The organism is Haemophilus sp. C1, assembly GCF_001276515.1.
Lineage (GTDB): Bacteria > Pseudomonadota > Gammaproteobacteria > Enterobacterales > Pasteurellaceae > Haemophilus.
On sequence record NZ_LDVZ01000011.1, the window covers coordinates 36,128 to 62,573 of the forward strand.

The 26,446-nt window shown below is 38.4% G+C and carries 24 protein-coding genes; 8 read left to right on the forward strand and 16 right to left on the reverse strand.

Annotated elements, in window-relative coordinates; genetic code table 11:
- Positions 1–117 precede the first annotated feature (117 nt).
- The gene (metE, locus tag ABW51_RS05680; RefSeq protein ID WP_053465927.1) at positions 118–2,388 is read left to right on the forward strand and encodes a 5-methyltetrahydropteroyltriglutamate--homocysteine S-methyltransferase; all 2,271 of its coding nucleotides are present in this window, start codon (positions 118–120) and stop codon (positions 2,386–2,388) included.
- A 202-nt stretch (positions 2,389–2,590) separates the two neighbouring features.
- Here the strand turns inward: metE and ABW51_RS05685 are convergent, their stop codons facing one another.
- Complete coding sequence (locus tag ABW51_RS05685; RefSeq protein ID WP_053465928.1) at positions 2,591–4,183, reverse strand: phosphoethanolamine transferase; 1,593 nt, start codon at positions 4,181–4,183, stop codon at positions 2,591–2,593.
- Between the two features lie 267 nt (positions 4,184–4,450).
- Here ABW51_RS05685 and pyrD point away from each other — a divergent pair, with 267 nt between their 5' ends.
- Positions 4,451–5,470, forward strand: a complete 1,020-nt coding sequence (pyrD, locus tag ABW51_RS05690; protein WP_053465929.1) for a quinone-dependent dihydroorotate dehydrogenase — start codon at positions 4,451–4,453, stop codon at positions 5,468–5,470.
- On the forward strand, positions 5,470–6,294 hold the full coding sequence (rnm, locus tag ABW51_RS05695) for an RNase RNM (protein WP_053465930.1): 825 nt from the start codon (positions 5,470–5,472) through the stop codon (positions 6,292–6,294). The genes pyrD and rnm overlap by 1 nt, the downstream gene beginning before the upstream one ends.
- A gap of 90 nt (positions 6,295–6,384) precedes the next feature.
- On the opposite strand, the gene ABW51_RS05700 is transcribed toward rnm, so the two are convergent.
- Together ABW51_RS05700 and fumC are read right to left on the reverse strand one after the other, a co-directional pair.
- Positions 6,385–6,993, reverse strand: coding sequence for a chalcone isomerase family protein (locus ABW51_RS05700; protein WP_053465931.1), 609 nt, complete (start codon positions 6,991–6,993; stop codon positions 6,385–6,387).
- Positions 6,994–7,120: 127 nt separating this feature from the next.
- Positions 7,121–8,515 carry a class II fumarate hydratase gene (gene fumC / locus ABW51_RS05705; protein ID WP_053465932.1) on the reverse strand — a complete coding sequence of 465 codons (1,395 nt, stop codon included), beginning with the start codon at positions 8,513–8,515 and terminating at the stop codon, positions 7,121–7,123.
- Positions 8,516–8,749: 234 nt separating this feature from the next.
- Between fumC and ABW51_RS05710 the strand changes: the two genes are divergently transcribed.
- The 5 genes from ABW51_RS05710 to valS all read left to right on the forward strand — a co-directional run bounded on the left by ABW51_RS05710 (position 8,750) and on the right by valS (position 13,624).
- Positions 8,750–9,184 carry a DNA polymerase III subunit chi gene (locus ABW51_RS05710; protein WP_053465933.1) on the forward strand — a complete coding sequence of 145 codons (435 nt, stop codon included), beginning with the start codon at positions 8,750–8,752 and terminating at the stop codon, positions 9,182–9,184.
- Between the two features lie 15 nt (positions 9,185–9,199).
- Positions 9,200–9,694 (forward strand): hypothetical protein, encoded by a 495-nt coding sequence (locus tag ABW51_RS05715; protein WP_053465934.1) that lies wholly within the window; start codon positions 9,200–9,202, stop codon positions 9,692–9,694.
- 46 nt (positions 9,695–9,740) lie between these two features.
- Complete coding sequence (gene yqfB / locus ABW51_RS05720; RefSeq protein WP_053465935.1) at positions 9,741–10,064, forward strand: N(4)-acetylcytidine aminohydrolase; 324 nt, start codon at positions 9,741–9,743, stop codon at positions 10,062–10,064.
- Positions 10,054–10,638: a hypothetical protein gene (locus ABW51_RS05725; RefSeq protein ID WP_053465936.1), complete on the forward strand. Its 585-nt coding sequence runs from the start codon at positions 10,054–10,056 to the stop codon at positions 10,636–10,638. Before yqfB ends, ABW51_RS05725 begins: the two co-directional genes overlap by 11 nt.
- A 121-nt stretch (positions 10,639–10,759) precedes the next feature.
- On the forward strand, positions 10,760–13,624 hold the full coding sequence (gene valS / locus ABW51_RS05730) for a valine--tRNA ligase (protein WP_053465937.1): 2,865 nt from the start codon (positions 10,760–10,762) through the stop codon (positions 13,622–13,624).
- Positions 13,625–13,657: 33 nt separating this feature from the next.
- Here the strand turns inward: valS and hybG are convergent, their stop codons facing one another.
- The 13 genes from hybG to ABW51_RS05795 all read right to left on the reverse strand — a co-directional run bounded on the left by hybG (position 13,658) and on the right by ABW51_RS05795 (position 26,358).
- The gene (gene hybG / locus ABW51_RS05735) at positions 13,658–13,933 is read right to left on the reverse strand and encodes a hydrogenase maturation factor HybG (protein WP_053465938.1); all 276 of its coding nucleotides are present in this window, start codon (positions 13,931–13,933) and stop codon (positions 13,658–13,660) included.
- A gap of 29 nt (positions 13,934–13,962) precedes the next feature.
- The gene (gene hybE / locus ABW51_RS05740) at positions 13,963–14,472 is read right to left on the reverse strand and encodes a hydrogenase-2 assembly chaperone (RefSeq protein ID WP_053465939.1); all 510 of its coding nucleotides are present in this window, start codon (positions 14,470–14,472) and stop codon (positions 13,963–13,965) included.
- Positions 14,473–14,562: 90 nt separating this feature from the next.
- Positions 14,563–15,036 (reverse strand): HyaD/HybD family hydrogenase maturation endopeptidase, encoded by a 474-nt coding sequence (locus ABW51_RS05745; RefSeq protein WP_053465940.1) that lies wholly within the window; start codon positions 15,034–15,036, stop codon positions 14,563–14,565.
- On the reverse strand, positions 15,036–16,745 hold the full coding sequence (hybC, locus tag ABW51_RS05750; RefSeq protein WP_053465941.1) for a hydrogenase 2 large subunit: 1,710 nt from the start codon (positions 16,743–16,745) through the stop codon (positions 15,036–15,038). The genes ABW51_RS05745 and hybC overlap by 1 nt, the downstream gene beginning before the upstream one ends.
- Entirely contained in the window at positions 16,745–17,971 is a 1,227-nt protein-coding gene (gene hybB / locus ABW51_RS05755; RefSeq protein WP_053465942.1) for a Ni/Fe-hydrogenase cytochrome b subunit, read from the reverse strand. Before hybB ends, hybC begins: the two co-directional genes overlap by 1 nt.
- Positions 17,964–19,004, reverse strand: a complete 1,041-nt coding sequence (hybA, locus tag ABW51_RS05760; RefSeq protein WP_053465943.1) for a hydrogenase 2 operon protein HybA — start codon at positions 19,002–19,004, stop codon at positions 17,964–17,966. Before hybA ends, hybB begins: the two co-directional genes overlap by 8 nt.
- Before the next feature lie 2 nt (positions 19,005–19,006).
- A complete protein-coding gene (gene hybO, locus ABW51_RS05765; protein ID WP_053465944.1) occupies positions 19,007–20,152 on the reverse strand; it encodes a hydrogenase 2 small subunit in 1,146 nt (381 codons plus the stop codon).
- 209 nt (positions 20,153–20,361) lie between these two features.
- Positions 20,362–21,795, reverse strand: coding sequence for a bifunctional indole-3-glycerol-phosphate synthase TrpC/phosphoribosylanthranilate isomerase TrpF (gene trpCF / locus ABW51_RS05770; RefSeq protein ID WP_053465950.1), 1,434 nt, complete (start codon positions 21,793–21,795; stop codon positions 20,362–20,364).
- A gap of 40 nt (positions 21,796–21,835) precedes the next feature.
- Positions 21,836–22,837, reverse strand: a complete 1,002-nt coding sequence (gene trpD, locus ABW51_RS05775; protein WP_053465945.1) for an anthranilate phosphoribosyltransferase — start codon at positions 22,835–22,837, stop codon at positions 21,836–21,838.
- A 52-nt stretch (positions 22,838–22,889) separates the two neighbouring features.
- Entirely contained in the window at positions 22,890–23,276 is a 387-nt protein-coding gene (locus ABW51_RS05780; protein WP_053465946.1) for a tautomerase family protein, read from the reverse strand.
- A 48-nt stretch (positions 23,277–23,324) separates the two neighbouring features.
- Entirely contained in the window at positions 23,325–23,906 is a 582-nt protein-coding gene (locus ABW51_RS05785) for an aminodeoxychorismate/anthranilate synthase component II (RefSeq protein WP_053465947.1), read from the reverse strand.
- An 11-nt stretch (positions 23,907–23,917) separates the two neighbouring features.
- On the reverse strand, positions 23,918–25,468 hold the full coding sequence (trpE, locus tag ABW51_RS05790) for an anthranilate synthase component I (protein ID WP_053465948.1): 1,551 nt from the start codon (positions 25,466–25,468) through the stop codon (positions 23,918–23,920).
- 104 nt (positions 25,469–25,572) lie between these two features.
- A complete protein-coding gene (locus ABW51_RS05795) occupies positions 25,573–26,358 on the reverse strand; it encodes a glycosyltransferase family 2 protein (RefSeq protein ID WP_082318398.1) in 786 nt (261 codons plus the stop codon).
- Between the last annotated feature and the right edge of the window lie 88 nt (positions 26,359–26,446).

Sequence of the window (26,446 nt, forward strand, 5' to 3'; positions counted from 1 at the left end):
CATACAAATACTGAAAATAATAAGTTTGCATAATATATTGATATAGCGCATTCTATACTCGTACAGACGTTTAGCCGTCTAAATGATTAAGAAAATTACTTTAAAACGGGAGTTATTATGACAACATCACATATTTTAGGCTTTCCTCGTGTGGGTGCGAAACGTGAATTAAAATTTGCACAAGAACGTTATTGGCGTAAAGAATTAGCAGAGCAAGATTTATTAGATTTAGCGAAAGCATTGCGTGAAAAGAACTGGAAACATCAAGCAGCGGCGAATGCGGATTTTGTTGCCGTGGGCGATTTCACGTTTTACGATCATATTTTAGATTTACAAGTGGCAACAGGGGCAATTCCTGCTCGTTTTGGTTTTGATAGCCAAAATTTAACCCTTGATCAATATTTCCAACTTGCACGTGGTAACAAAGATCAATTTGCGATTGAAATGACCAAATGGTTCGATACGAACTATCACTATCTCGTGCCAGAATTTCATAAAAATACACAATTCAAAGCTAACCCAGCACATTATGTAAACCAAATCCGTGAAGCAAAAGCCTTAGGCTTAAACTTCAAACCAGTAATTGTTGGTCCATTAACATTCTTATGGTTGGGTAAAGAAAAAGGCGAAGCATTTAACCGTTTCGATTTATTAAATCAATTAGTGCCTGTTTATGTTGAAATCTTAAATGCATTAGTGGCTGAAGGGGCAGAGTGGATTCAAATTGATGAACCTGCATTAGCATTGGATTTACCTGCAGAATGGATTGAAGCTTATAAATCTGTTTACGCTGAATTAAGCAAAGTGAATGCAAAATTATTATTAGCCACTTATTTTGGTTCAGTTGCACAGCACGCTGAGTTATTAAAAGCTTTACCTGTTGCGGGCTTACATTTAGATTTAGTGCGTGCACCAGAACAGCTTGCGGCATTTGAAGATTACAGCAAAGTGTTATCAGCTGGTGTGATTGAAGGTCGTAATATCTGGCGTGCAAACTTAAACAAAGTGTTAGATGTATTAGAGCCATTAAAAGCAAAATTAGGCGAGCGTTTATGGATTGCACCAAGCTGTTCATTATTGCACACCCCATTTGATTTAGAAGTGGAAGTACAATTAAAAGAAAAAAATGCCGCACTTTACAGCTGGTTATCTTTCACACTACAAAAAGTGGAAGAATTAAATGTATTAAAACAAGCCTTAAATCATGGCAGAGCTTCTGTACAAGCGGCATTAGATGCAAGCCAAGCGGCAGCAGATGCTCGTGCAACGTCAAAAGAAATTCATCGTCCTGAAGTGGCTGAGCGTTTAGCAAACTTGCCAAAAGGTGCGGATCAACGTAAATCGCCATTTGCAGAGCGTATTGTTAAGCAAAATGCGTGGTTAAATTTACCGCTTCTGCCAACTACAAACATTGGCTCATTCCCGCAAACGACTGAAATCCGTCACGCCCGTGCAAGTTTCAAAAAAGGCGAGTTATCTCTTGTAGATTACGAAGCGGCAATGAAAAAAGAGATCGAATATGTAGTGCGTCGCCAAGAAGAATTAGATTTAGATGTGTTAGTTCACGGTGAAGCAGAACGTAACGACATGGTGGAATACTTCGGCGAATTATTAGATGGTTTCGCGTTCACTAAATTTGGTTGGGTACAAAGCTACGGTTCACGCTGTGTGAAACCGCCTGTGATTTACGGTGATGTTACCCGCCCAGAGCCAATGACGGTGCGTTGGTCTCAATATGCACAAAGCCTCACAAACCGTGTAATGAAAGGAATGCTTACTGGTCCTGTAACTATTTTACAATGGTCATTTGTGCGTAACGATATTCCACGTTCAACCGTATGTAAACAAATCGGCGTAGCATTATCTGATGAAGTGTTAGATTTAGAAGCCGCGGGCATTAAAGTTATCCAAATTGATGAGCCAGCAATTCGTGAAGGTTTACCACTTAAACGTGCAGATTGGGATGCATACTTGCAATGGGCAGGCGAAGCATTCCGTTTAAGCTCAATGGGCGTGCAAGATGATACACAAATTCACACGCATATGTGTTATTCCGAGTTTAACGACATCTTACCAGCGATTGCTGCATTAGATGCAGACGTGATTACCATCGAAACTTCACGTTCAGATATGGAATTATTAGATGCCTTCGTGAAATTCAACTATCCGAATGACATCGGTCCAGGTGTGTATGATATCCACAGCCCACGTGTACCAACCGCAGGTGAAATTGAACACTTATTACGCAAAGCGTTAAAAGTAATTCCAAAAGAACGCTTATGGGTAAACCCAGACTGTGGCTTAAAAACACGTGGTTGGACAGAAACTATCGATCAATTAAAAGTGATGGTGGATGTAACCAAAAAATTACGTGCGGAATTAGCGTAAGTAATAATACTGAAAGCATAATTTTCAAACACAACATAATTAAAGCCGAACCCGATTGGGTTCGGTTTTTTATATAGCCAATTTTCTTTGAATTATCAACCGCACTTTTAGAGCGTTTTTCCTGAATAAAAAACTCAGCAGAAATATCTACTGAGCTTTCTTTAATGTTTTTTCAATTTAAACTTTTTATCAAGATAAAGTATTATTTTCTATTAGGATTAATAAAAGCTGGTGGATTTGCTGGTTTAACAGAAAGATAGCCATAATCACCAGTAATCATGTGTGAATTAATGACACCATTTTCACAACTAGATATAGGCATATCAAATCCCATAATATTGATAACTAAAGTTGAAAGTTGTTGATGGAATAATCGCTTACACTGATCGAATTCTTTTAATTTTTGTTGGATCTTTTCATTTTTTGTATAAATAAATACTGGTACAAGATATTGATCTTCTGCCGTTGTCCCTTGATTGTAATGATTTTTGGTAACAAATTGCCCGTGATCTGAGGTATAAATTAAAACATAATCATTTTTTCCTCGTTGTTTGAGATAATTAAATACTTTTTGAATAAATTGATCAGTATTATAAACTGTGCTGTCATAATTATCTAATGGTGAACCATCTTTAAATATTTTTTCTTCTTCGGTTAGGTATTCAGCATAAGGACCATGTGAACCTCTCTGATGTAATACAATAAAATTCTTTTCTTTGTTAAGATCAATCTTCTGTAATAGAGGAAAAAGTTTATGATCATTCATTCCTTGCTCTGGTGATAAACCTAGCTGTGTTGGGGTGATTTGGTGATTCATCCAACTTTTTCCCATAATACTCATAATCATCATTGCACGTTCTGGTTGTGCAGTATAAAAATGAGTATCAAATCCTTGAAGTTTTGCTAGTTTGAAGAAATTCGTATCGCCTTTCATTATTTGTTTTAGTCCATTTGGACGGGGAATTGCATTGAAAAGTGCAGGTACAGAGATGGCGGTCATTAAGCCTGCACTATACGCTTCTTTTAATAAAACATTAGGATTTTCGTTGGCTAATTGTCGAATAAAAGGCATAGTTTCTCGTTCATAACCGAAATAATCGACGTGTTTTGAAGTTAAACTTTCTCCCATAATAAAAATAATATTTTTTACATCAGGTGAAGATATAATTGAGGGCGTTGGGTGTAAATAGTCTTTTACTTGACTTAAGTTGAATGTTTCATAAGGAATAACTTTTCCGATGAAATTACCTACAGAAAAGAAATTACTTTTTACTCTAGAGTAAGCAGGATTTGAAGTAACGCCTAATTCTTGCGTAGAATAAAATGATCTACTAAATAAGTAGAGGAATAAGCAAATAAATAAAATATCAGATATACAATACTTGCTTACTTTTCTTGTAGGATATAAAAATAATGCAGAAATAAAAATAATAGTTTCCAATAAGGAGTAAATTACAGGTGGTCCAACGCGATCCAACATTGTAATACCAACATGAGAGACTTCCCCAATTTCTTTGAACATCAGGAAGTAATTTGTGCCATTGATCCAATTATCATATACTGCGTAATGTCCAGAGTTAATAATAACAGAGGATGCAAAAAATAAACAAACAAAGAATTTAGTGATTTTATATTTTGAGAAAAGAAGAAAAATGATAAGTAATAAGTTAATGCTGTAAGTTTCAATATAACGACCAAGTGGAGGAATATTAAATATATTTCGATAAATTATTTCGCTAATCAATAGTATTAGGGGATAAGCTAAGATGATAAATGATTTGAAACTAGACTTCATTATTTCTCCAATTGGTTGAGCTCTTTTACTTTTCAACTATAATCATTACCAATAGAAAAATCAATATTAATTTTTTATAAAAAATATATAAAATTTTATGTGTTATGATAACTCTAATGAGAAATAGGATGATTTTTTATTAATTAGATTTTTTATTATTTGCACATCATCTTTGTTCCTCGTAGAATACGAGCAACCTTACCTTTATAGTGCGGTAAAAATTAACCGCACTTTCTTACAGTCAACTATCCCGAGAGATAAACGAGTATGTATCAATTGTTTCGTCACGGCATTTTCCAAATGGATGCTGAAAAGGCTCATAATTTCACGATTCAATGCTTGAAATTAGCCGGTAATCCTTTATTTCAACCGATCTTAAAATCTCTTATTCATGCACCCAAAGGCTTTCCTAAAACGGTAATGGGGGTGAATTTTCCTAATCCTATTGGATTGGCTGCAGGGGCAGATAAAAATGGTGATGCGATTGATGGCTTTGGTGCATTGGGTTTCGGTTTTCTGGAAGTAGGAACTGTCACGCCCGTTGCACAAGATGGGAATGCAAAGCCACGTCAGTTTCGTTTGATTGAAGCTGAAGGCATTATTAACCGTAATGGCTTTAATAATAATGGTATTGACTATCTTATAGAAAATGTGAAAAACGCCCGTTATCAAGGCGTGATTGGTATCAATATTGGTAAGAATAAATTCACACCTTTGGAACAAGGCAAAGATGATTATATTTTCTGTTTGAACAAAGCCTATAACTACGCTGGTTACATTACGGTGAATATTTCATCCCCCAATACACCAGATTTGCGTCAGTTACAATATGGTGATTATTTCGATGATTTATTGCGAAGCATCAAGGATCGTCAAGCTATTTTGACAAACCAATACAATAAATATGTGCCGATTGCAGTAAAAATTGCACCAGATTTAACGGAAAGTGAATTAGTGCAAATTGCGGATACATTGGTTCGCCATAAAATGGATGGCGTTATTGCAACGAATACCACGATTTCTCGTGATACTGTTATGGGGATGAAAAATGCGGAACAGCAAGGCGGATTAAGTGGAAAGCCGTTACAGCATAAAAGCACAGAGATTATTAAGCGATTACATCAAGAACTGAAAGGTCAGATTCCGATTATTGGTAGCGGCGGCATTGATGGCTTGCAAAATGCGCAAGAGAAAATTGAGGCTGGCGCCGAGTTGTTACAAGTTTATTCAGGATTGATTTATCATGGTCCAAAATTAGTAAAAGAATTAGTAAAAAATATTAAATAATGACAAAAAAATACGACTTACATTGCCATAGCACCGCATCAGATGGGGTGTTGAGCCCAACTGAATTAATGCATCGTGCTTATGCGCAAGGCGTGAACGTGTTGGCATTATGCGATCATGATACGATTGCGGGTATTGATGAAGCTGAGACTGCAGCGAAAGAAGTAGGCATTGAATTGATTACTGGAGTAGAAATCTCCACAAATTGGGAAGGGCGAGGGATCCATATTGTAGGATTAAACTTCGATAAAACTCATCCCAAAATGACCGCACTTTTGCAAAGCCAAAAAGCATTACGCGAAAAAAGAGCGGTGGAAATTGGCGATAAATTAGAAAAAGCAGGGATTCCTCATGCTTATGAAGGGGCTAAAGCTTTAGCTGATGGTGAAGTTACGCGTGCTCATTACGCACGTTATTTGGTGCAGATTGGTAAGGTATCTAATGATGGTCAAGCCTTTAAACGCTATTTAGGGCAAGGAAAATCGGCATTTGTCAAAGTAGAATGGACTGATATTCCCACCGCGATTGAGACAATCCATGCCGCAGGCGGTATAGCCGTTATTGCACATCCATTACGTTATAACATGACGGGGAAATGGGTGCGTAAGCTGATAACCGATTTTAAGGCTTGGAGCGGTGATGGCATGGAAATGGCGGATTGTGGTCAGACAAAAGATCAACGTCAAATGCTTGCTCATTGGGCAAAAGAATTTGATCTGCAGGGATCCGTTGGTTCTGATTTTCATTTCCCTTGTGGCTGGATTGAGTTAGGAAAAAATTTAGATTTAGTTGAGGGAGTTATCCCTGTTTGGGAAAAATTTTAACAAGCCATAATGCATAAATACCTGTTTCCTTGATTATAAAATTTATTTGGAAACAGGTATTTTTTATGGTTCAAAATATAAAAACTGAATTTATCCTTCAGATTTTTTCTGATTATCTAATAAATAATGTGGCGGCAATTCAGGCATTGAATCTTGTTCATCAACGGATTCACTTTCAGGTTTGAGATAAAATTCAGCCGCTTCATGATTGCTTTTCGTTTTGCCTAATAATTGTGGCTGAAGTTTTACAAAAGTACTATTCGGTGCAAGCCAGATGCCGATAAATGCTTGATTAAATTTAGCATCAAAATCATGTTCCAAAACAGTATCATTTAATACAAAGTAGCCTCTATCTGGTAAGGCAATATAGTTCAAGATATCGTTAGGGGAAAAATCAGGAAAGGTCGCTTGCATTTCTTTAAGCCAACTTTGAGTATCGCCATCATTAAGTTTTAAGGTTTCGATTTCTTTAATAAGGGTAATCGCGAAATTTTTTCCTTCAATGGGTTTTTCATATTTGAAAGAGAGCATTAATGGGCGTTCATTTTCTTGATAAGTGCCAGTTTCGGAAAATAAACCAATGGTATAAACATGGAACGGTCCCCATGTGTATTCGGCATTTCCGATGGGTTGCCAATGAGCAAAAGGTGCGGCAGAAAAAAACGTGATTATTGCCACAAAAAGGGATTTCATTTTCATAATAAATTGCCGTGAATAAAATTGTGTTGATTATAACAAACCGCATTAAAAAACAAATGAGAAACGAGTAAAAAGGCGAGTAATTTTACTCGCCTTTAATATTACTGATGTTAATTTGTTCGGTGAATTATTTTAGGCTACCGACCATATCTTCTGGGCGAACCCATTTATCAAAATCTTCGGCAGAAACTAAACCTAAATTAATCGCTTCTTCACGCAATGTGGTGCCATTTTTGTGAGCCGTTTTTGCAATTTTAGCTGCGTTTTCATAGCCAATATGCGTATTAAGTGCGGTCACCAACATCAATGAATTTTTAAGTTGTTGTTTAATTCTTGGATAGTTTGGCTCAATACCCACTGCACAGTGTTCATCGAAAGATACGCAAGCATCACCTAATAATTGAGCAGATTGTAAGAAGTTTGCAATCATTACAGGGTTGAACACATTTAATTGGAAGTGACCTTGTGAGCCCACAAATGCGATAGTGGTGTCGTTACCAAATATTTGTGCGCAGACCATTGTCATCGCTTCGCATTGAGTTGGGTTTACTTTACCTGGCATAATTGAAGAACCTGGTTCATTTTCAGGAATTAAAATTTCGCCAATTCCTGAACGAGGGCCTGATGCTAATAGACGAATATCGTTCGCAATTTTAAATAAACTCATTGCTAATTGACGTAATGCACCGTGAGTTTCAACAATTGCATCATGAGCGGCTAATGCTTCAAATTTATTATCTGCGGTGACAAACGGAAGTGCGGTGAATTTCGCAATGTAATCTGCCACTTTCACATCATAGCCTTTCGGCGTGTTCAAACCTGTACCAACCGCAGTACCACCCAATGCTAATTGACTTAAATGTGGAAGGGTGTTTTTTAATGCTTTTAAGCCGAAATCCAATTGAGCAGCATAAGCCGAAAATTCTTGACCTAATGTGAGTGGCGTTGCATCCATTAAGTGAGTGCGGCCAATTTTTACCACGTTTTTGAAGGCTTCAGATTTTACCGCAAAAGTTTTTTGTAAACGTTCAACACAAGGAATGGTATGTTCAACTACTTTTTTATATGCTGCAATGTGCATTGCCGTTGGGAAAGTATCATTTGAAGATTGTGATTTGTTCACATCATCATTTGGGTGAATAATGGATTTTTCACCTAATTTTCCACCGTTTAGCACATGCGCACGATTGGCAACTACTTCATTCACATTCATATTAGATTGTGTACCAGAACCGGTTTGCCAAATAACAAGTGGGAATTGATCATCTAATTTATTTGCTAAAATTTCGTCACAAGCCTGAGCAATTAAATCACGTTTTTCAAGAGGTAATACACCCAAATCATGATTAGCAAATGCGGCTGCTTTTTTCAAATAGCCAAAAGCCTCGATAATTTCATGTGGCATTGATGCGGCAGGACCAATTTTAAAGTTATTGCGTGAACGCTCAGTTTGTGCAGCCCAATATTTATCTGCTGGAACTTGAACTTCACCCATTGTGTCTTTTTCAATACGAAATGCCATTCTGTACTCCTATGAATTGAATGAAAATTAAAATGCAAGTGATTTTAACACTTCCGAGTTATGAGTGGAACGTAATAAAAACGTTAAAAATCAGTTTTGTGACATAGATCATAAAAGTGCGGTGGATTTCTACGCATTTGTAATAATGTATATTTAATTATTTATTTTTTAGGGTTTTTTCGTTAAAATTTTACCCTTTTTATAGGGCAAGATTGAGAAAATAATGGGGCTAAAATGGCAAAAATTGCACAATTTTACATTCTTACGGAAGATTGTACGTTAACTGTCGAAGAAATAGCCTGTAATCTTGCTGCCTCAATATGGCGCTCAGGGAAAAAAGTATTAATTAGCTGTGAAAGTGAGGCTCAAGCGCTAGAGATTGACGAGCGTTTGTGGCAACGAGATCCCAATGAATTTGTTCCGCATAATTTATCGGGTGAGGCAACGCAATATCCCACACCGATTGAGATTTCATGGCTTGGGAAACGAAATTTACAACGTCGTGATGTATTAATTAATTTGCAACAAGAAATCCCCGATTTTAGCCATAGTTTTACCCAAATTATTGATTTTGTACCGAAAGATGATGCCTTAAAAACACAAGCTCGAGAACGTTATAAACAGTTAAGAACCTTGGGATGGGTACTTTCTACAGAAAATATAGCATAACAGAATGGAGTAATTATGAAGAAAACCAAATTTTGCTTAAATTTATTATTAGGAACAGCTGTATTGATGATTTCAGCTTGTGAGAAACAGGAAAATAAAGTTGAAGCAACACCTAAAGTTGAAGCAACTCAACAAGTAGCAGAACAGGATGTTAAAAAGGAAACAGTTCTTTTAGAGGAAAATAAAGAAAAAACTTCTGTTGTAGATCAGAAATCTGAAGCGGTTGAACAAGAAAAAATGGTTGAAGCTGAAAAAACGGTAGAGATGACTACTCAACAAAAAACGCAAGAAGCTCAAGTTTCATCTAAAGTATCGCTGGCTCCAGCTAAAATAAAACAAAAGAATGATCCAAATACAGAAAAACGAAAAATATTACAAATACTAGAACAACAATATCAGCAAGTTCTCTGTACCCCTGAAGGCGAAAAACTCGGCCCTGCGAGTTTCTGCCATCAAGAAGAATATCGCTTATTAAATGAAATTGATCGTTTAAAGAAAGAATTGAGATAGTTTTTGTAAAAACTTTCTAAATCCTAACCGCACTTTAAGGATCAAAATGCAATCCAACGACATCACCTTCTACCAACGCTTTGAAGCCGATATTCTCGCGGGGCGTAAAACCATCACCATTCGAGATAAATCCGAAAGCCATTTTAAAGCTGGTGATATTTTAAGTGTTGGTCGATTTGAAGATAATCAATATTTCTGCACTATTGAAGTGTTAAGCGTTTCACCGATTACTCTTGATGAATTGACAGAACAACATGCGAAGCAGGAAAATATGGGGTTAGATGAGTTGAAAGACGTGATTCGAGGGATTTATCCGAGTGAAGAACGGTTTTATATTATAAAATTTAAAATAAATAATTATGGAAAATGAAGAAATAGATTTTGATGAATTTGATAAAGAGCTAGATAGTATAATATCTGAGTTAGATCATCTTTTTAAAGGTTTGGATAAATTTTTTAATTTATTAGATCTTGCTGAAGAATTAGAACCTAAGCTCCATGAAACAGAAAATAATCTTAATGAAATTAACGTATTGATTGAGTTCATAAAGAATGAAGCCACTGATAAAAATCAGTGTTGTGCAGCAATATATTGCTCAATTCTATCAATATTTGAAGGGTTTATTCATGAATTGTTACTTATATTAAACAAATATGAAACTAGTAAAGATGAAGCCTCTTTTGTTAATAGAGTAAATCATTTTGAAAATAGAGTTAGAAACAAATTCTCTAGTGCCTCAGAAGTTTTTGATTATTATTTAAAAAAAACTGTAAATAATCCAGATAAAATTATTTTATTATTTAATAAGTTGTTTGGCTTTAATCTTAAAAATTCCTATGTAGACAGTGAAAAAATTATAAAGTATAGAAATGCTTATACTCATAGAAATGGCTACGACGGAGAGCATAAAAAAATTATCTTTATCCGCTACGGATGTTTTTGACTTATATCAGAAACTATATAAATTAATTTCTGAGATTAGCAAAAATATGAGATCATACCTCGATAATCACATAAATGATATTTATCAAATTTACGATTTAAATAACAAAGAAGAAACAACAATGACACAAAAATTCGAAATGGCAGACCGTTTTAATCCGTCTGCGGTAGAACAAGCCCTTTATCAACATTGGGAAGAGAGCGGTTACTTTAAACCGTCTGAAAATGAAAACGCGCCGAGCTATTGCATTGCAATTCCACCACCGAACGTAACGGGTTCCCTACACATGGGGCACGCTTTCCAACAAACTTTAATGGATACCTTAATCCGTTTTAACCGTATGGAAGGGCATAACACCTTATGGCAAGCGGGAACAGACCACGCGGGTATTGCGACCCAAATGGTGGTAGAGCGTAAAATTGCTGCAGAAGAAGGCAAAACTCGTCATGATTATGGCCGCGAATCGTTCATCAACAAAATTTGGGATTGGAAAGCCTATTCAGGGGGCACAATCAGCCAGCAAATGCGTCGTTTAGGTAACTCTATCGACTGGGAACGTGAGCGTTTCACTATGGATGATGGTTTATCTAACGCGGTAAAAGAAGTGTTTGTTCGTTTGCACGAAGAAGGTTTGATTTACCGTGGTAAACGTTTAGTAAACTGGGATCCAAAACTTCATACCGCAATTTCTGATTTAGAAGTGGAAAATAAAGAGAGCAAAGGTTCTCTTTGGCATTTCCGCTATCCGTTAGCAAACGGTGCAAAAACGGCAGATGGTAAAGATTATTTAGTGGTGGCAACCACGCGTCCAGAAACCATGTTAGGTGATACGGCGGTGGCGGTGCATCCGGAAGATGAGCGTTATCAATCTTTAATCGGAAAAACGGTGGTTCTGCCATTGGCAAACCGTGAAATTCCGATTATTGCCGATGAATATGTAGATCGTGAATTCGGTACCGGTGTGGTGAAAATCACGCCTGCCCATGACTTCAACGACTATGAAGTGGGTAAACGTCACAGCTTGCCGATGGTTAATGTCTTAACCTTAAATGCAGATATTCGTGATGAAGCGGAAATTATCGGTACCGATGGCAAACCGCTTGCCGGCTATGAAGCGACTATTCCTGCTGATTTCCGTGGTTTAGAGCGTTTCGCTGCCCGTAAGAAAATCGTGGCAGATTTTGAAGCGCTAGGTTTATTAGACGAAATCAAACCACACGATCTTAAAGTGCCTTATGGCGACCGTGGCGGTGTACCGATTGAGCCGATGTTAACCGACCAATGGTATGTAAGCGTGAAACCGCTTGCTGATGTGGCGATTAAAGCGGTGGAAGACGGCGAAATCCAATTCGTGCCAAAACAATATGAAAATCTTTACTTCTCTTGGATGCGTGATATTCAAGATTGGTGTATTTCCCGCCAACTTTGGTGGGGACACCGCATTCCAGCGTGGTATGACGCGGAAGGTAACGTGTATGTTGCACGCAATGAAGAAGAAGTGCGGTCAAAATACAACTTAGATTTTGCGGTTGAACTCAAACAAGATGAAGACGTGTTAGACACGTGGTTCTCATCAGGCTTATGGACGTTCTCTACCTTAGGTTGGCCAGAGCAAACTAAAGAGCTCAAAATGTTCCATCCAACGGATGTGTTAATCACTGGCTTTGATATCATCTTCTTCTGGGTTGCACGTATGATTATGTTTACGATGCACTTTGTGAAAGATGAAAACGGCAAACCACAAGTGCCATTTAAAACTGTGTATGTAACAGGCTTGATCCGTGATGAGCAAGGTCAAAAAATGTCGAAATCAAAAGGTAACGTGCTTGACCCAATCGATATGATTGATGGTATCAGCCTTGAAGATTTACTTGAAAAACGCACTGGCAACATGATGCAGCCGCAATTAGCAGAGAAAATTGCCAAAGCAACCCGTAAAGAATTTGCGGACGGCATTGCTGCTCACGGTACAGACGCATTGCGTTTTACATTAGCGGCGTTGGCTTCAAATGGTCGTGATATCAACTGGGATATGAAACGTTTAGAAGGCTACCGTAACTTCTGTAATAAATTGTGGAATGCAAGCCGTTTCGTATTAACGAATGACAAGTTAGATTTAAGTGAAGGCGAGATCGAGTTTTCATTAGCCGATCGTTGGATTCAATCGGAATTCAATCGCACAGTAGAAACTTTCCGTAATTCATTAAGCCAATATCGTTTTGACCTTTGTGCCAATGCGATTTATGAATTTACTTGGAACCAATTCTGTGACTGGTATTTAGAGCTTACCAAACCAGTATTTGCAAACGGTAATGCAGCACAAATTCGTGCAGCAAGCCAAACTTTGGTTCACATATTAGAAAAATTATTACGTTTAGCACATCCGCTCATTCCATTTATTACCGAAGAAATTTGGCAAAAAGTGAAAGGATTTGTCGGCATTACGGCTGACAGCATTATGTTGCAACCTTTCCCACAAGTGGAAGAGAACGGCTTTGATCTAGAAGCAGAAGCTGAAATTGAGTGGTTAAAAGAAGTGATCGTTGCGGTACGTAATATTCGTGCAGAAAGCAACATCGCACCAAGCAAAGGCTTAGATCTGCTATTCCGTAATTTAAGCGCAGAAAACGCAAAAATTCTCGAAAAACAGACCGCTCTTTTAAAAGCCATGGCGAAATTAGACAACGTTCAAGTATTAGCTGCAAATGAAACCGCACCGCTTGCGGTAGCGAAACTCGTTGGCAATGCTGAATTACTCGTGCCAATGGCTGGCTTTATCAATAAAGAAGCAGAGCTTGTGCGTTTAACCAAAGAGATTGAAAAATATCAAAACGAAGTTAAACGTATCGAGAACAAACTCAGCAATGAAGCTTTCGTGGCTAAAGCACCTGAAGCAGTGATTGCGAAAGAACGCGAAAAACAAGCGGAATACCAATCTGGATTAGAAAAAATCCAAGAGCAGTATAAAGCGATTGAGGGGTTATAGCTAAATATAAAAAGTAGGCATTATGCCTACTTTTTATTTTTGATTTAATCCTAAAAAATCCCCAACTTCGTGTTCTAGTTGACTCATGGCGAGTAGGGCTTCTTGGGTTTTCTTGGCTTCATCTTCATCAATAATACTCATTGCAAAGCCAACATGAACGAGAACCCATTTGCCAAGTAAATCGACAGGATCTCCACTGCAGACTAGAGAAATATTCACATCACGTTGTACGCCACATACATCCACGGTGGCAAGTTGAAGAGCGCTTTCGCCAATCTTAACAATTTGGCCTGGAACACCTAAACACATAATACTTTCACTCCTATTGAAATTTGTGTCTATTTTACTATCGCGCGGAATAAATTACGTCGATCTGGATCAAAAGTTGTTGCTTTTGTTGGCATAGATAAAATCATTCTGAGGCAATCTTGCGCGAGTTGAGCTGCTTGAGTATTTGTCATTGCAGGAGCAATCGGAGAATGAAGGGAGCAACTAAGATATTGTGGAATATTTTCTAAACTACTCACTGTGAAGGTGAAGGTTTTATAGGGCAGTTGCACTGAAAGTTTATCTCCAATTTCACGCGGTTCCCATTCTTGATCTTTGCCTGGCAAAATGACAATACTTAACATCCAAGGTGTCACAACTGTACCTATCCATTGGTTTTCAAAAAGTACAAATTTAGGACAATAACAGTCGATACTTTTTCGATAGAAAGGAAGATCTTTCATTTCTTCTGCAACTTTTCGCATTTCGTTTTGGAAGATTGAAGATGGCTCTTCGGAGAAGCCTTGAATAACTCCTTCAAGTGCGGTGGTATTTTCTGGTGTTTTTTCGTGTCGATACATAATTATTAAAATTTATAGCGAGTTGAATTTCAACAATTCAAGCATACCATAAGAGCAAATATGGCGTGCGTGAAATGTGTTATTTCTCATCTACATTTGAACGTGAAGTCCATACTCTTTTAAAACGTTTTCTAATGTTTTAAAAATTTCTGGAAATTGTTTTTGAATTGTTTCACTTAATGCAATCTGCGGCTCAAAAGTTTCTGGTTGAATCCCAATTAAACATAGGTTTTTAGGGAATTCATCCGTTAATTTTAACGCAGAAAGCACATCACAAATACCAAGTTGATGTGGTGAAATTTTACGCGAGAAAAATACTGGCACTTGCTCATCATGAAGCACAATGATTTCTCCTGGCTGTTTATTGGCAAGTACGGCATCGATGATGATGATATGCTCACGATTTGCCATTTCATCTAGTAATTCCATGCCACAAGCGCCACCGTCAACCACGTCAAAGTGCGGTAAAATTTCAAAGCGATTTTCTAGGGCTTGGGCGATTCGTACGCCCACGCCTTCATCGCCGAGTAAAATATTACCAACGCCTAAGATTAATGGCTTCATTAGAGCACCTTCACTTGTGTGACTTCACCATTTTCTGTGTTCACAACATGCACTGCGCATGACATGCAAGGGTCGAAAGAGTGGATGGTGCGTACAACTTCTAATGGTTTTGTTGGATCTGCCACAGGTGTACCGATGATGGAAAGCTCATAAGGCCCCATTTCATCATTTTGGTTACGAGGGCCTGCATTCCAAGTCGATGGGACAACAGCTTGATAATTTTCGATTTTGCCATTTTTAACAACAACCCAGTGAGAGAGCATACCACGAGGTACTTCACCAAAACCAACACCTTTAAACTCACCTGTTTGTGGAATGTCTGTTTTGAGATAAGCAACAGTATCGCCAGTGCCAATATTATCAACAAGTAGTTTCCATTGTTGTTCAAGAATATTATTTAGCACGCAACAATGTACGGTACGAGCAATAATACGCCCTAAGGTTGAATGTAAATGATCAACAGATAAGGTATTACCGCTTAGTTCTTCATACAACCCTTTAATATGGTTAAAGTGATGTAATGTATCTTTATTTTCATTGGCTAAGTTACACATTAAATAAGCAAGAGGGCCCACTTCAACAACTTTTCCGTAGAAACTTGGCGCTTTAACCCATGAATATTTTCCTTCATCTTGCCAGCCTGTATATTTTGGACGTGTTAAACCAGCCCAAGGTTCAAGCGGTTCATCGTCTTCATACCAAGCGTGTTTACCACTTTCTTTAATGCCTTTTACAACAAATTCATCTTTTTGTTGGGTAATTGGACGGAAGGTCGACATATCGAAGTTTTCAATATAGCCACCCGTTAAAGCAAATTTAGAATTATCTCCGTCAATTGGATATTCAGGCACAGAAAGGTAGTTACCTGATGTTTTACCAAGATTGAGCCATTCTGGGTAATAAGCCGCAATGATAGCTGCATCAACACGATAAACTTGGGTAACAAAGTCATTTAAACGATCAATACAGGATTTTACAAACATTAAACGTTCTAAGTTTAATACTGATTGAGAGTCTAAGTTGATTGGATTTGCTACGCCACCAATTGCTAAGTTTTGAATGTGCGGTGTTTTTCCGCCGAGTAATGCCACAATACGGTTACAATCACGCTGACATTCAAGTGCTTGTAAGTAGTGAGCCACCGCGATTAGGTTTACTTCTGGCGGTAATTTCATTGCAGGGTGACCGAAATAGCCATTTGCAAAAATACCAAGCTGACCGCTTTCAACTAAAGATTTGATTTTATTTTGGACGTTGCGGAATTCATTTGCACTATTTAATCCCCATGTTGAAACACCTTTAAGCATTTCAGCAGCTTTATCGGGATCGGCGTTCAGTGCCGCAGTGATATCCACCCAGTCCATCGCAGAAAGTTGATAAAAATGAACGATATGGTCGTGCATGCTATGAGCAGAAAGAATCATATTGCGGATATATTGTGCATTTACTGGCACTTTGGCACCGAGAGCATCTTCCACTGCACGCACACTTATAATGGCGTGAACAGTTGTACAAACGCCACAAATACGTTGCATAATCATCCAAGCATCACGCGGATCTGAACCTTTCACGATATTTTCCATACCACGCCACATTGTGCCTGATGACCAAGCGTTTGTAACTACGCCATTTTCAATTTCGCAATCGATACGCAAATGGCCTTCAATGCGAGTGATAGGGTCGATTGAGATACGTTTTTTTTCAGTCATTATTCTGCTCCGCTCATTTTTTTACTGAATTGTGCTTTTTCGGCAATAATTTGTTCCGAGTCTTCATGATATTTTTCTTTCAAAACAGGTAAGACAGGGAATAGACGAATTATTAAAATATAGGCGCAAATTTCGATGGAAACGAAACCAATAGAAATTAGCAATTCTTCTGCTGATGGGAAGTAACGATAGCCATTACCTGGATCGTACATAATCATTGAATAATTTAAACGCCATAGGGCTGCGCCGAGTAACATGCTCAAGGCTGAAATAAATAGCCAACGTGAATCAGATTTTTTCTCACCAAGGAATAAAGTGAGTAATGGCAATGTCATTAACCATACTTCCATCCAAAACATCCAAGCTTCAAATTTACCAAGTTTATCGAATCCGAATACATAATGGAGTTTGTCATGGTAAATCAACTCGCCAAAGCGTACTACAAGGAAAAGTGCGATTAATCCAGCGGTCACTTTTGCAAGTTGGGTAAAGAGTGAACGCTCATCTGGTGTTTTTCCTGCTAAACCTGCGCGCACTAAACAACCTTCAAAAATGACGATAGAAAAGCCCATAATAAATGCAGTGAGTAAGGATAAGATTGGTAATGCCTCATAGCTTTGCCATACTTGATGCACTTTATGACCTGCGGCGATCATTAATGATCCCATAGATGATTGGTGCATCATCGGCAATAGTGCGCCAAGTGCGATGACAAAGAACATAATTTTGTTGAGCTTATTAAACCATTTTTTCAATCCTAAGAACCCGAGCCAAACTGGCGCAAATTCAAGGGTGACCACAATGATGTAAATCGTCATACAAAATGCAGTTTCAAATAACACCGAGTTTGTATTGAATTGACCTGGAATATAGAAGTAAGGCAAGTGCCAGTAACGTCCCATATCAATAGTGATGGAAAGACCACCTAATGAATAGCCGAATAAGCTGGCAAGCAATGCGGGACGCACAAGAGGGTGATATTTCCCTTTGTTGAAAATATATACTGTCCAAGCTAATGCCCAACCACCACAGGCAAAACCTGTACCTACAAGTAAGTCAAAGGAAATCCATAATCCCCAAGGATAACCGCCGTTAAGTGCGGTGACGGAACCGATACCTAAGAACAAACGTTTGATAATTAATAAGATACAAATTACAGCCAAAGGTGCAAAAAAGAGAATACTGGCGGAAACTAATCGACCGCCCACTGGACGTGGATTACCCATGATGTTCATTCTCCGCTTCTTCCATTTCTTTACGCGCTTGGCGCATTGCTTCTTTTTGCGCTTCAATTCGTTCACGAATCTTATCGCCGTGCATATTCTTATAAGTCATCATTGTTAAACCAGCTAATGCCACCAGTGGCAATGCCAAACCGCGATACAAGAAGTGTTGTAAATGCGCTGCGCGTGCACCTGTAGCAATATCATCTAACTCAGGGAAACCTAAATTTTCTTGTGGAACTGCACTTAACACTAATACTTGTGTACCGCCACCTTCTTTTTCACCGTAAATACGATATTGATAGGCTGGCACCGTTGCGCGATAAGTGTCTTTGCTGTTTACATGTTGGCGAGGATAGTCATATTCGGTGCCACGTAATAAACTTAAACGACGTTTTGCTTCCGCTAAAAGTTCTTCACGGGTACCAAAAATAATTGCCCCAGTTGGACAAACATGACAACACCCTGGTAATTCACCTTTATCTAAGCGTTCCACACCTTTTTGGTTGCAAAGTTCACATTTGCTGATTTGACCAAATGGATTGTCGTAATCATATTTTGGCACGTCAAACGGACAGCCCACCATGCAATAACGACAACCAGTACAAATATCAGGATCATATTTAACAATACCAGTTTTAGGATCTTTGGTTAAAGCCTGTACCGGACAAACAGAAACACAGTTTGGATCAACACAGTGCATGCATTGTTTTTTAACATAAGCATAACCGTTTTCGGTTTTATCTTTATTTTTGCCGTCGCCATCGCTCCATACTTGAATCACATTGCGTGTGAACGGCGTGAGTTTGTCGTTGTTTGCCCAAGTTTGCTCACCTTTTGGATTAACAGGTGTTTTGTTCACTTGCTGACATTCTGCGACACAAGCCTGACAGCCAACACAAAGTGTGGAATCATAAAGCATTCCAAGTGCGCCAGGAATTGGCGGAAGATTTTCCACCGCTTCGGCTTTTGCAACGGGCAGACCTGATGTGACAGTTCCCAGCAGACCTGCTTTAAGGAAATTTCGTCTATCCATCTTTAGTGTCCTTGATCTTGATTGGCTTGATTTTCTGCTGCTTTGTTCGCTTTATGTTGTTTGCTCAATTCTTTCAATGTTACAACGCTGACACCCGCTAAAATGGCTGCAGCTCCGCCTAATAAGCCAATCGCCGTCATTGAGGCACCTTCGCCTTCAACATTGTTCACATCTGGTTTTTCCACCCGTGGTGTTGGATTTTCGACGTTCGCTAATTGGAAAATGCCTTTGGTAAAACCGATACCTTGATCGTTACAGCCATAGCAAGGATGTCCGATACCCACAGGCCAGTTATTACCACCAACATCACAGAATTCTAGTGTCGAGCAGTTGCCGTAAGTTTCTGGTCCTTTACAACCTAAATGATATAAACACCAGCCATGACGATGACCATAATCGCCAAATTCTTTTGCAAAACGGCCTGCATCAAAGTGCGGTCGGCGATAACAGTTTTCATGAATTAGACGGTCATAAGCAAACAATGGACGATTTAATTTATCCATTGCTGGTAATTTTTTATAAGTGATGATATAGGCAACGGTTGCTAAGAAATTATGTGGGTTAGGAGGGCAACCAGGAATGTTAATAATTGGAGTGCCTTTTGGTAAAACTTCAGAAAGACTGACCGCACCTGTTGGGTTGCCACCGCAAGATGGAACACCGCCCCAAGATGAGCAAGATCCAATCGCAATAATAGCTGCGGCACCTTTTGCGGCTTCACGAATATGTTCCACAATTGGTTTGCCTGCCACCATGCAGTACACACCGCCGTCTTTAATTGGAATGGAACCATCCACTACAAGCACATATTTGCCGTAATAGTTATGGATAGCATTATGTTTATTTTCTTCCGCTTGTTCACCAAATGCAGCAGAAAGTACCTCATGATATTCAAGAGAAATTAAATCGAGCACGAGATTTTCAACAGTTGGGTGGGTTGCACGCAGTAAAGATTCGGTACAGCCAGTACATTCTTGTGCGCCAATCCAAAGCACTGGTGGGCGTGCTGGACTGGTCATTGCTGCCGTCATTTCTGCGCCAGCTTTAGAATTTAGCCCCATTGTAGCCGCAAGTGCGGTACATAATTTCATAAAATCTCGGCGAGAAACATCTGCCAACGCAGAAAAAACGCCATCCGGATTATTCATAGTATCACTCCAAAGACACACATTTATTGTGGAAATTGCGCAATGATAAATGTTTTTATCAAAAATAATTTGACTAGAATCAAAAAATGAAGAATTTATAACAGAAGTATGTCCAAATTGTGAACGGAATGTTATTGTATTTGAGAGGAGTTCTTATTTGATTGAAAAAGAACAAAAATAAAGGCTGTAGAACACAGCCTTAGATTGGATTAAGAACAAATTTTTTCAAAAACTAACCGCACTTTTTCTTGATCTTTTACACCCGCGGAACTTTCTACTCCTGAATTAAGATCCAAGCCTAAGCAGTTTTGCTGAATGGCTTGTTCTACATTATTTGGCGAGATGCCTCCGGCTAAAATAATCTTGTGTTTAAGATTTTCAGGAATTAATGACCAATCAAAGATTTTACCCGTGCCACCTTGTTGTTTCTCTGTTTGACTATCAAAAATATAACGATCCACATTCAAATCATCAGTAAAATCGACCGCACTTTGGGTTTCAGTATTGACAGAAATCGCTTTCCAGATTTGCGTGTTTTCTGGTAGTTGTTGGCGAAGTGCGGTAATAAATGCTTCAGTTTCTGCACCGTGTAATTGCACCGCATAAAGCTGTAACTGGCTCGCTATTTTGGCGATGAAATCAATTTCTTGATTCTGAAATACACCAACAAATCGAAGTGGGACAGTAGTTACCAATTCTTGTGCTTGGCGTAAACTCACACAACGTTTTGAATGTTCTACGAAGATTAATCCACCGTAAAGTGCACCGTTTTCATAAACGATTTTGACATCTTGCACGCGCGTTAAACCGCATACTTTATTTTCTCCAAAAATCACCGAGCGAACCGCATTATTCAAATCTTGGTTGCCCATTAAGCTGCTCCCAATTAAGAAACCATGCGCCACTTTTTGTAATTGACGAATTTGCTTGTGATTGTAAATGCCTGATTCGCTAATAATACGTACATCAGCAGGGATACGGTCAGCATATTTTTCGGTGAGTTCAACAACACGATTTAAATCCACTGTCAAATCATGTAAGTTACGATTATTAACACCAATAATTTTTGCACCAAGTGCAAGGGCGCGTTCAAATTCTTCTTCATTGCTGGTTTCAGTCAATACGCCCATACCAAGAGAATGTGCAAGATCTGCCAGTACACGATAAGTCTCATCGTTTACCACAGAAAGCATTAATAAAATCGCATCCGCTTGATAGTAGCGAGCAAGGTAAACTTGATATTCGCTAATCATAAAATCTTTGCAAAGCACAGGTTGGCTCACGATACCGCGAACTAAAGGCAAGAACTCAAAATTACCTTGGAAATATTTTTCATCTGTCAGAACAGATACAGCAGAGGCATAATGTTTATAGACATTGGCGATTTCTTCTAAATTAAATTCAGCACGAATTAATCCCTTGGAAGGGGAGGCTTTTTTACATTCCAAAATATAGGCGGGCTTTTGATGCGTGCCTTTTGCTAACGCTGCATAAAAAGAGCGGTCAGATTGTTGAATCTTTTCTTTAAATTGTGAAAGCGGAAATTCAGTTTCCTTTTCTTTAATCCATTGTGCTTTATCAAGCACAATTTTTTGTAGCACTGTAGCAGAATCAATGGGTTTGGTAAAATCTTGAGTGATCATCATTTTTCTTCTTATTGTGGCGTATCAAATTAGCTTTTTATTAATATGTGGTTAATTTCTGTAATGTTTCAAAGGCCTTACCTGATGCAAGATGCGCCAATACATTTTGCACATTTTGTTTTAAGTCATCATGCCCGAATAATTTCAATAATAATGCCGTGTTTGCCGCCACCGCATTAGCGTGTTCAGCCTTTCCTTTACCTTGTAAAAGTGCGGTCAGATACTGAGCATTTTCTTGTGGTTCGCCGCCGCGAAGGCTTTCTAGGGATTGTGTTTTTAAGCCAAAATCTTCAGGCGTTAAAGTGAAATATTCAATTTTGCTATTTTTAATTTCTGCCACTTGTGTTTCGCCGTGTAATGCGACTTCATCTAAGCCAGAACCATGTACAACAAAGGAATGTTGATGTTCTAAGGCAACTGCGGTTTCAGCATAGGTTTTTACTAATTCAGGCGCATATACGCCAAGTAAATGATAAGTCGGGCGAGCAGGATTGATAAGCGGCCCTAAAATATTAAAGATAGTACGCGTTTTTAAAGCTGCACGGACTGGCGCAACATGGCGGAAACCAGAATGATATTGTTGAGCAAATAAAAAGCAGACACTAATTTCATCTAATGCTTGTCGAGCTTGCGCTGGTGTGACGTTCACATTCACGCCAAGTGCGGTTAATACATCGCTAGCACCTGATTTACTTGACACGCTTCGATTGCCATGTTTTGCTACTTTGGCTCCCATTGATGCTGCCACAATCGCACTGGCGGTGGAAATATTAATGGTGTTTTGCCCATCACCACCTGTTCCTACAATATCCGCAAAAGAATAATTTGGATGTGGGAATGCTTTGGCATTTTGTAATGAGGCGGCAACCGCCCCCGTAATTTCCTCAGTATTTGCTCCCCGCACTTTTAAAGCGATAAGCATTGCAGCAATTTGTTCATTGGAAAGCTCACCTTGGATGACTGCATTAAAAAGTACGGTGCTTTCTGAGGTTGAAAGTGAATGTCCGCTATAAAGTTGTTCTAATAATTGGTTGTGTTGCATAGTCTATTCCTGTTTTTCTTTGTATATGGATTTGCTAATTTTCTATATTTTATTAAACATAAATATCGTAATCTAAATCGCGCGCCTCATCGCCTGTCATTCCGCGGAAACCCCAGCAATGCGCAGATTGTTCTTTAATTGTAATTTCCACATCGTGAGCACGGATGCCGAGCTTATACTCCAATTCGCTAAATAGCATTTTTATCAAGCGTTTTTTCGTGCCTTCCATACGACCAGCCATCAGGTTAATTTCGATGACTGTGTAATCATCGCTACGATCAAAAGGGTAGTAAAAATCTTCTTTTTCTAAACACAAAAAGCGAATCGCGTGTTTACCTTTCGGAATATCTAAGCCAAGGTAGAGGCTGTTATAAATTACTTCTGCCAGTTGCTCACGACGTGGTGCGAGTTTGGATTTAAGTCCGAATACGGTGATCATTTTTTCTCCTTTAAAGTGCGGTTAAAAATCACCGCACTTTTTAATGTCTTATCTATTTAACAACCATTCAATTGATTGTTGTAATAATTGCGAACCTTGCACAGTTAAAATACTTTCAGGGTGAAATTGGAATGAGCAAATAGGTAAATCGCGATGACGAATTGCCATGATAATGCCATTATATTCCGCATTGACGATAAATTCTTTTGGTAAATCTTGTCCCATTAAAGAATGATAACGCGCCACAGGCATTGGATTAGCAAGATCTTTAAACATGGCTTCGTTATCATGAGATATACGAGAAACTTTACCATGCAATACTTCGCCAGCGTGAACAACCTTACCTCCGAAGGCTTGAATCAATGCTTGATGACCTAAACAAATTCCAATAATCGGCACTTGATTTTTTAAGCGTTCGATCAATGGCAGCAAAATCCCCGCTTCTGATGGTGTTCCTGGACCGGGAGAAAGTGCAAGAATGGTGTCAGGTGTATTGAGTGCGGTTTCTACCAGTTTTTCTAAATCACAATCATTGCGGTAAATTGTGACGTTGTGACCCAACACACGGAATTGATCCACAAGGTTGTAAGTGAAGGAATCGAAGTTATCTAAAAATAAAATATTAGCCATAAAATTCTTCCTTATTTTGCTTGTGTATTAACTTGACGAATTGCTTTTAAGACAGCCGCGGCTTTATGGCGTGTTTCATCGGCTTCCATTTGTGGATCAGAATCCAATACTTCGCCGCAACCTGCTTGTACATGGGCTATCCCATTTTGTACGAAAGCAGAACGGATCACGATACAGGTATCAAAATGACCATCAGAGGTAAGATAGCCCACCGCACCACCGTAACTATGGCGTTTTTGTTGCTCAAATTGATAAATAAGCTGCATTGCCTTGATTTTTGGTGCACCAGTTAATGTGCCCATATTCATACAGGCTTGATAGGCGTGAAGTGCATCTAACTCAGGGCGTAATTTACCCACTACGCGAGAGACCAAATGCATGATGTGAGAATAGCGATCTACCTGCATTAATTCAGCGACTTTACGGGTACCGCTTTGGCAAACTCGAGCAATATCATTACGCGCTAAATCAACTAACATTAAATGTTCCGCTTGTTCTTTATGATCAAGGCGAAGTTCCAGTTCTAAACGTGCATCTAATTCAGGATCAATGTTGCCGTGAGCATCAAAACCACGAGGGCGTGAACCTGCGATTGGGTAAATTTCTAACTGACGATTTTCTGGCGCATATTTCAGCGCACTTTCTGGCGATGCACCAAACAAAATAAAGTCTTCATCATTCATATAGAACATATAAGGGCTTGGATTATTTTGTTTGAGTTGAGCGTAACTGGCTAATGTATTCGGGCAAGCAAGGGAGAAACGGCGAGAAGGCACAATTTGGAAAACATCACCAATGTTAATATGGTGCTTTAAGGCTTTCACGATGCCGGTAAATTCAGGATCGTCAAAGTTTGTTTTAACTTCATCACTTGCCGCTTTAATAGAAAGAACGTTATCAATATTTTTTAGTTTTTGTGCGATAGAAAGCGAGGTTTTCGCAATATTGACTTGTTCTTCTTGAGCAAAACAGAAACTTTTGAGTGTTGCTTGTTGATTTTGATGGTCGATAGTAATGAGGTGATCGGCAAGATAGAAACTGTAATCAGGGCAGTTGATACCATCATTTTGCAATGTAATGCCATCCATTGGAATAAAATTTGCGACGAGATCGTAAGCAAACAATCCACCTAAGAAAATAGCCGTTTGGCTATGTTGATAAAGAGTAGAAACAACACGCAGTCCATCAAAAATAGTGGCAGATTGTAATTTGCTATCTTCATCGAGTTGATTATCAAGTGGCGAAAATTGTACGGAAAATTCATCATCAAAATTAACCGCACTTATTTTTCCAAGTGCGGTCAATTTTGGATGAATTTCTTTTAAAACTTGTTTTCCATTCTCATTCAATGCTTTAAATGTGACGTTGTGACCTAAGCACGTTATTTTAACCGCCGCATTGACTAAGATAAGGCTTTGTAAGCTGTTTTTACTCCCGATTTCGGCAGAGTCGAGTAGAAGAAAATTTGAATTAGGTTGGCAAAGTGTATTAAAAATAGCAGTAGTGTCAGCATAATAAGGAACGGGTTGAGCTGTCACCGCAATAAAGGCTTGAGTTTGCATATTGATATCCTTTAGAAAATTTTTGTACTATTAAACTAGTACAAGAGAAATAAGTCAAGCCTGAATTAATATTTTTTATGTTTTTTGATGAAAAATGTTTATTTTTATTCCTTTGCCCAAGGGCGACCTTCGTAATATTCAATATTTTGTTGATTAATTAGCTTTAATATGCCGGCAGAAATATGATCATTAATTTCATCTGAGAGTGTTAATTGAGGGAAGAAACGACGAACTGCTATCATTTTATTAAAATCAACCGTGTATTTTACGGTATATTTTCCTGAGGTTTGTCCCATTAACCCCAAATTTTTTAAAGCAGACAAAAATCCTCGATCACCGATAGATGGAGTATGCCAACCATGTGCAGCTTTCTGCGCTATTTCGCGAGGCACAGCATAACAATTGGTATCGATATGAGCATTGATTCCGTTAAAATTAAAATGTATTTGTTGCTGAATATCTTCTATTTTAACATCTACGAAAATATCGCTTTTTGTATTCCAATTTCCTAGAGATTCAAAATCATCATGGCAAATAAATTGATGATTTGAATCGTAAAAAGAGCGTAAGGAATAAGCAAAATCAGCACCTTGTTCAATCACATTTACTAAGCTTTTCACGTGATCATCTCGTAGCTGATTGTCATCATCGAAATAACAAATAATATCTTCTTCTACAATAAAAGCAGCTGCAGCGTTAATTGCACCGTTAAGAATTCCGTTTTTTCCTGTATTCATTGGTAAGTAAATAGGAATTACATCAGGGAATTGTTCTAATATAGATTTAGCCTTATCCCAGAAAATATTGCCATCGACAAATACATAATGCTTACATGGATAAGTCTGATTTTGTACGCTTTTAATAGCAAAAGCTAATTCTGGACGACCAATTGTTGAAGTAACTACCGCAACGGTTTTATTATTTTGGTTGGTTGGTTGGTTGGTTGGTTGGTTGGTTGGTTGGTTGGTTGGTTGGTTG

What these genes read in the sequence shown, in the direction of transcription:
- trpCF (WP_053465950.1), bottom strand. Translation starts at nt 21,795, where the DNA reads ATGATCACTCAAGATTTTACCAAACCCATTGATTCTGCTACAGTGCTA.
- ABW51_RS05745 (WP_053465940.1), bottom strand. Translation starts at nt 15,036, where the DNA reads ATGAAGCCATTAATCTTAGGCGTTGGTAATATTTTACTCGGCGATGAA.
- yqfB (WP_053465935.1), top strand. Translation starts at nt 9,741, where the DNA reads ATGCAATCCAACGACATCACCTTCTACCAACGCTTTGAAGCCGATATT.
- fumC (WP_053465932.1), bottom strand. Translation starts at nt 8,515, where the DNA reads ATGGCATTTCGTATTGAAAAAGACACAATGGGTGAAGTTCAAGTTCCA.
- hybC (WP_053465941.1), bottom strand. Translation starts at nt 16,745, where the DNA reads ATGACTGAAAAAAAACGTATCTCAATCGACCCTATCACTCGCATTGAA.
- hybB (WP_053465942.1), bottom strand. Translation starts at nt 17,971, where the DNA reads ATGGGTAATCCACGTCCAGTGGGCGGTCGATTAGTTTCCGCCAGTATT.
- hybG (WP_053465938.1), bottom strand. Translation starts at nt 13,933, where the DNA reads ATGTGTTTAGGTGTTCCAGGCCAAATTGTTAAGATTGGCGAAAGCGCT.
- pyrD (WP_053465929.1), top strand. Translation starts at nt 4,451, where the DNA reads ATGTATCAATTGTTTCGTCACGGCATTTTCCAAATGGATGCTGAAAAG.
- ABW51_RS05785 (WP_053465947.1), bottom strand. Translation starts at nt 23,906, where the DNA reads ATGGCTAATATTTTATTTTTAGATAACTTCGATTCCTTCACTTACAAC.
- metE (WP_053465927.1), top strand. Translation starts at nt 118, where the DNA reads ATGACAACATCACATATTTTAGGCTTTCCTCGTGTGGGTGCGAAACGT.
- hybE (WP_053465939.1), bottom strand. Translation starts at nt 14,472, where the DNA reads ATGTATCGACACGAAAAAACACCAGAAAATACCACCGCACTTGAAGGA.
- rnm (WP_053465930.1), top strand. Translation starts at nt 5,470, where the DNA reads ATGACAAAAAAATACGACTTACATTGCCATAGCACCGCATCAGATGGG.
- ABW51_RS05780 (WP_053465946.1), bottom strand. Translation starts at nt 23,276, where the DNA reads ATGATCACCGTATTCGGACTTAAATCCAAACTCGCACCACGTCGTGAG.
- ABW51_RS05700 (WP_053465931.1), bottom strand. Translation starts at nt 6,993, where the DNA reads ATGAAAATGAAATCCCTTTTTGTGGCAATAATCACGTTTTTTTCTGCC.
- trpE (WP_053465948.1), bottom strand. Translation starts at nt 25,468, where the DNA reads ATGCAAACTCAAGCCTTTATTGCGGTGACAGCTCAACCCGTTCCTTAT.
- hybA (WP_053465943.1), bottom strand. Translation starts at nt 19,004, where the DNA reads ATGGATAGACGAAATTTCCTTAAAGCAGGTCTGCTGGGAACTGTCACA.
- ABW51_RS05725 (WP_053465936.1), top strand. Translation starts at nt 10,054, where the DNA reads ATGGAAAATGAAGAAATAGATTTTGATGAATTTGATAAAGAGCTAGAT.
- valS (WP_053465937.1), top strand. Translation starts at nt 10,760, where the DNA reads ATGACACAAAAATTCGAAATGGCAGACCGTTTTAATCCGTCTGCGGTA.
- trpD (WP_053465945.1), bottom strand. Translation starts at nt 22,837, where the DNA reads ATGCAACACAACCAATTATTAGAACAACTTTATAGCGGACATTCACTT.
- ABW51_RS05710 (WP_053465933.1), top strand. Translation starts at nt 8,750, where the DNA reads ATGGCAAAAATTGCACAATTTTACATTCTTACGGAAGATTGTACGTTA.
- ABW51_RS05685 (WP_053465928.1), bottom strand. Translation starts at nt 4,183, where the DNA reads ATGAAGTCTAGTTTCAAATCATTTATCATCTTAGCTTATCCCCTAATA.
- ABW51_RS05715 (WP_053465934.1), top strand. Translation starts at nt 9,200, where the DNA reads ATGAAGAAAACCAAATTTTGCTTAAATTTATTATTAGGAACAGCTGTA.
- hybO (WP_053465944.1), bottom strand. Translation starts at nt 20,152, where the DNA reads ATGAATAATCCGGATGGCGTTTTTTCTGCGTTGGCAGATGTTTCTCGC.